Source organism: Nodosilinea sp. P-1105, assembly GCF_012911975.1.
Taxonomy (GTDB): domain Bacteria; phylum Cyanobacteriota; class Cyanobacteriia; order Phormidesmidales; family Phormidesmidaceae; genus Nodosilinea.
Map to the genome: position 1 here is coordinate 1 of NZ_SMDQ01000130.1, position 5,150 is coordinate 5,150.

Here is a 5,150-nt window from a genome sequence, read left to right on the forward strand (position 1 = left end):
GTCGCCCCACTATGCTCTTACATTAAGCCGTTCAGTCGAACGGTGACCACACAGAACTCGAAAGCTTTGGCGCTGCCGGAAGGTGCTGGAACCACCAACCGACAGCTAACCCCGCACATCTAACTAGCAGATTGCGAGGCTAGGATCAACCCTAGCACCCAGTTTGCACCTCCAGCGTGGGTGGCTAGGGTTTTCGCGTTCTGTTTTCCTCAAACCCACCCCTGCCCACTTCGACAGGTTACCCCTCTGGGGTCGCTGTGCGAACAGTACAAGCCTCCGAGGAGGGGATGGCGGCGAAGGGTTTGTTCTCTGCAAACGCAAAAAAGGAAACAGAACCGATGTTGCAATATCTCGAACCGGGCGCCGGTGCTGCGTCCGGCAGTGCGTCCAGTCTGCCGCCGTCGGCCAGCAACCCCCGCCCCCCTCGACCCGAAAAAGTCCGCCATCTGCTCTACGGCAGCCTGCCCGCCCTGGACCGGACGATCAAAGTCCTCCATGCCCTGGGCTATGCCGAGCCCAAGGACTGGAGTGAGCCATTGCCAGTGCCCAAAGATGGAGAGGTTCTCCCAGCCATCAACCCCACCAAGGAGACGCCACCGAGCACAGTCGAGGGGGCTCCACCGAGCGGAGTCAAGGTGTGGATGGTGATTTTGACCAAAACCATGCTGCTGGAGTAGTCTGCAGATTTACCGGAGCTTGGCGTGCTGGCCCGGCTCCGGTAAATCTGGAGCACCGGTACAAATTCCAGGGCACAATCCTGGGATATCCTCAAGTTCATGATCGATGAGTAGGGCAAAATCGCTGCTGTCTCAGGACCATGAAAGCTTAGAACTCTGAGGTCCATCCAAAGTTCTAGCGAGTCAACACAGGTTTCTCCAGCGGGTAGGTGCTGAGGATGCGCTCAGCCATTTGGGGCGGGGTTAACCCCAAGGCAGCCTTGGACTGGTCAGGACTCGCATGGTCAACCAGCACATCCGGCACCCCAAGGCGCATCACCGACGCTGGAATTTGGGCATCCATGATCGCCTCGGCGACGGCAGAGCCAAAGCCCCCCATGATGCAGCCTTCCTCCAGGGTGACCACCTTGCCGATGGACTGGGCCAGGGGCAGGATGAGCTCAGTATCCAATGGTTTGACAAAGCGGGCGTTAATGACCGTGGCTTCGATACCATGTTCGCTGAGGATTTCGGCGGTTTGCATGGCTGGGTACACCATGGAGCCATAGCCCAGCAGCAATACGTCATCCCCTTGGCGCAGAATTTCGGCTTTGCCGATGGGCACCGGCTCCCACCCTTCTTCCATTAGAGGTACACCGTAGCCACTGCCCCGGGGGTACCGCAGCGCGATCGCCCCGTCAGTGTAATTAATGCCAGTAACTAGCATTCGCTGCAACTCAGCTTCATCCTTGGGGGCCATCAGCACCATGTTGGGGATGCAGCGCAGGTAAGCAATGTCGTACATGCCCTGGTGGGTGGGGCCATCTGCCCCGACAATGCCAGCCCGGTCGAGGCAAAAGAACACTGGCAGCTTTTGAATGCAGACATCATGGATGATCTGATCAAAGGCCCGCTGCAGGAAGGTGGAGTAGATGGTCGCCACGGGGCGCATGCCTTCGCAGGCCAAACCAGCCGCCAGGGTGACGGCGTGCTGTTCGGCAATGCCCACATCAATGTATTGCTTCGGCAGTTTCTGCTGTAGCTTATCGAGGCCAGTACCCGTGGCCATGGCGGCGGTAATGCCGATGATTTTGGGGTTGTCTTCTGCCAGCTTGATCAGGGTTTCGGCAAACACCTTGGAGTAGCTGGGGGGCTTGGGTTTGGTTGAGGGTAAGCCCTTGCCAGTAGAGAGGTTAAAGGGAGACTGGGCATGGTAGCCTACCTGGTCTTTTTCCGCGATCGCATAGCCCTTGCCCTTGGTAGTAGCCACATGCACCAGTACTGGCCCAGTGTGATTGTGGGCTTCTTTGAAGGTGGCGATCAGCTCTTGTAAGTTGTGGCCATCTACCGGCCCCATGTAGGTAAAGCCTAATTCTTCAAATACGGCCCCCACCTTAGGCACCGCCAGACGCTTCATCCCCTCTTTCACCCGATCCAACTCTGGAGACAGGGAATGGCCCACAAAGGGCAGATGCTTAAACTGCTCTTCCAGGTTGTCGGTGAGGAACTGTACCGGCGGGCTGAGGCGCATCTTGTTGAGGTAGCGGGGAATTGCCCCCACGTTGGGAGAGATCGACATTTCGTTGTCGTTGAGCACCACCAACAGGTTGGTGTTGGGCAAATGTCCAGCGTGGTTAATGGCTTCTAGGGCCATACCACCGGTCAGGGCCCCATCCCCGATGATCGCGGCGACTTTGTAGTCATCGCCAGCCATGTCCCGAGCCAGGGCCATCCCCAGGGCAGCGGAGATACTGGTGGAGGCATGGCCGGCCCCAAAGTGGTCAAATTTGCTTTCGCTGCGCTTTAGATAACCCGCCACGCCATCTTTCTGGCGCAGGGTGTGAAAGTCGTGGTAACGACCGGTAATCAACTTGTGGGGGTAAGCCTGGTGGCCCACATCCCAAGTAACTTTATCTCGGTCTAAATCCAGGGTTTGATACAGAGCCAAGGTAAGCTCGACAACCCCTAACCCTGGCCCCAAATGTCCACCACTAGCCGCTACAGTTTCCAGGTGCTTTTCGCGGATCTGACGGGCAATATCCTCTAGCTGACGAATAGAAAGACCGTGTAGCTGGTTAGGATGAGTTATGTCACTCAGGCGCATACTAGGTTAACCTCTGGGTCACGCGTTATTTTTTCCTGCTCTATTCACTGTAAAAGATATAGCGGTTAGAGACAGACAAGGGAAACAGGACTCATTAAGAAAACCCCCTGCGGGGCATCTGTTGGATAAAATCCCATGTAGTTTATTGATCAACACCTGGTAACCGTCACTGACGCCCGTTAACCAAGCGATACAACCCTTAATGTTCTGTTATGGTTTATTTTCTCCATTCTTTGGTCGTACGCCAGTGCGCTTTAATACCGTTTGCGACCTTTGGGGCGCTGGTGGCCTCTGGAATTGTCTTGACGCCCACAGCTGCGATCGCCAATGAGTTTTTGACCTGTGGTCGGGTGTTAACCGAGGCCGGGCTCGATGCTGAAGCGGTGGCGGCTGCCTGTGCCCAGGCCCTGCATCCCCAGGTGATGGCCCGCTGTGTTACCGATATTACCGACAGCACCGACATGATGGCGAATCAAGCATTGACCGCCTGCCAGCGCGATCGCCGTCCCCAGGAACTGGCCACCTGCGTCACCGCCCTCCACACCAATTTAGAGATGGCCGATAGTACCCAGGTGTTGGATAACTGTAGCCGTAGTATCCTGCCGCTGCGGTATTCAGACTGTGTACTGGGCCTGGTAGAGACCACCGACTTGTCCCCAGCGGCGTCGCTGGCAGCTTGTGGGGTGGCAGGCGATCGACCGATGGAGTTGGCGCCCACGTTTATTTTTGCCAATTAAACCACCGCCAAGTCTCGAGAGTTAGAGTGACCGCTTGGGTGACAGAACGGGGCAACCTCAGCCTATGTCCCATGGCTGGTTTGCGCTTTTGCTGGCAGATCTAGCGTCAGACGTCTCCAAACCCTGAAAACTACAAAACGCGGTTTTCTTGAACACAGCTGGCGTACCAGTGAAAGCTAGCCTTGGGAATACGCTGTTGGGTGGCATAGTCAATGTAGGTGATGCCAAAGCGGCGATCGCGGCCATAGGCCCATTCAAAGTTATCCAAAAAGCTCCAGAGAAAGTAGCCGGTTAAGGGGTAGCCCTCACTAGCGGCTCGGTGGGCCGATCGCAGGTACTGGCGCAGGTACTCAATCCGATCCAGGTCTAGCACCTCCCCCTGATTCGTCAGGGTATCTTGGGCGGCACAGCCATTTTCGCTGATGAACACCCGCAGGTCAGGGCGGTTGAGCGTATCGCTAATGTGGCGCACCCCCCAGTACAGGCTGTCGGGCACCACATGCAGCCAGGGCATGTGCAACCGGGGATAACCGCAGGGAAAGGGCAGCACCTCATAGCCCTGGGGGGTATTGGCCGCCCGCACATAGAGCCCGGTATAGACATTAAAACCCAGGGCATCCAGGGGTTGGTGGATGGTAGTCAGATCCCCGGGTTGGATGTCAGGGGCGTTCTCCCCCAGAGTTTCTAGCAGTTGGGGGCTATAGGCGCCAGTTAGGGCCGGGACGATGATGCCGCCGTTGGTCCCCACCGTGGAGAAGGCGGCCTGGGCGGCAGCGACATGGTCGAGGGTGTCGGCCAGGGGCACGGTGGCCAGGTAGTTGTCCACCAGGGCCACCGTGCAGGGCTGGGGAGTATTGGCCCGAATCGCCTGGCAGCCCAACCCGTGGGCCAGCAGGGCATGGTGGGAGGTCTGCCACACCTGCTTTAGGGTGGGAACCACGGTGCCGGGAGCCATTTCGGGCACCTGGTTGACCCCATAGCCCAGGTGGGTAAAGCAAAAAATTTCGTTCAGGGTAATCCAGTGGTTGACCCGGTCCCCCAAGTGCTTAACAGCGATCGCCACGTAGTCGGCAAAGTCCTGGGCCATCTGGCGACTGCGCCAAGAACCATAGTCATCCTCTAGGGCCTGGGGGCTATCCCAGTGGAACAGGGTGATGTGGGGGGTGATGCCGTACGCCAGTAAGGTGTCCACCAGTTCGCTGTAGAAGGCGAGTCCAGCCGGGTTAGTGGCCCCTCGCCCCTCAGGCAAAATCCGCGGCCACGACAGACTAAAGCGATAGTGGCGCACCCCCAGCTCTGCCATCAGGGCGATGTCGTCGCGAAAGCGGTGGAGATGGTCACAGGCGATCGCCCCAGTATCGCCATTTAGCACCCGCCCTGGGGTCTGGCTAAAGCTGTCCCAGACGCTGGCACCGCGACTCTCTGCTGCCCCTTCAATTTGGTAAGCCGAGGTGGCGACGCCCCACTCAAAGCCAGAGGGAAAGGGATAGACCATGGGTAGATAGGATGGGCTGGTACGGTCTCTTTATAGCAGTTGTGGGGGAGGTGGGGAGGTGGGGAGGTGGGGAGGTGGGGAGGTGGATGGGTGGATGGGTGGATGGGTGGATGGGTGGATGGGTGGATGGGTGGATGGGTGGATGGGTGGATGGGTGG

General features: G+C 57.9%; 4 protein-coding genes. 2 read left to right on the forward strand and 2 right to left on the reverse strand.

Annotation, left to right across the window (positions count from 1 at the left end; genetic code table 11):
- Window positions 1–338 precede the first annotated feature (338 nt).
- The gene (locus E1H13_RS26140; RefSeq protein WP_240966874.1) at window positions 339–677 is read left to right on the forward strand and encodes a hypothetical protein; all 339 of its coding nucleotides are present in this window, start codon (window positions 339–341) and stop codon (window positions 675–677) included.
- Window positions 678–852: 175 nt separating this feature from the next.
- Here the strand turns inward: E1H13_RS26140 and dxs are convergent, their stop codons facing one another.
- On the reverse strand, window positions 853–2,760 hold the full coding sequence (dxs, locus tag E1H13_RS26145) for a 1-deoxy-D-xylulose-5-phosphate synthase (RefSeq protein ID WP_169617891.1): 1,908 nt from the start codon (window positions 2,758–2,760) through the stop codon (window positions 853–855).
- A 212-nt stretch (window positions 2,761–2,972) separates the two neighbouring features.
- Between dxs and E1H13_RS26150 the strand changes: the two genes are divergently transcribed.
- Window positions 2,973–3,497, forward strand: coding sequence for a hypothetical protein (locus tag E1H13_RS26150; protein ID WP_169617892.1), 525 nt, complete (start codon window positions 2,973–2,975; stop codon window positions 3,495–3,497).
- A 130-nt stretch (window positions 3,498–3,627) separates the two neighbouring features.
- Here the strand turns inward: E1H13_RS26150 and E1H13_RS26155 are convergent, their stop codons facing one another.
- Window positions 3,628–4,992 (reverse strand): GH1 family beta-glucosidase, encoded by a 1,365-nt coding sequence (locus tag E1H13_RS26155; protein WP_169617893.1) that lies wholly within the window; start codon window positions 4,990–4,992, stop codon window positions 3,628–3,630.
- Between the last annotated feature and the right edge of the window lie 158 nt (window positions 4,993–5,150).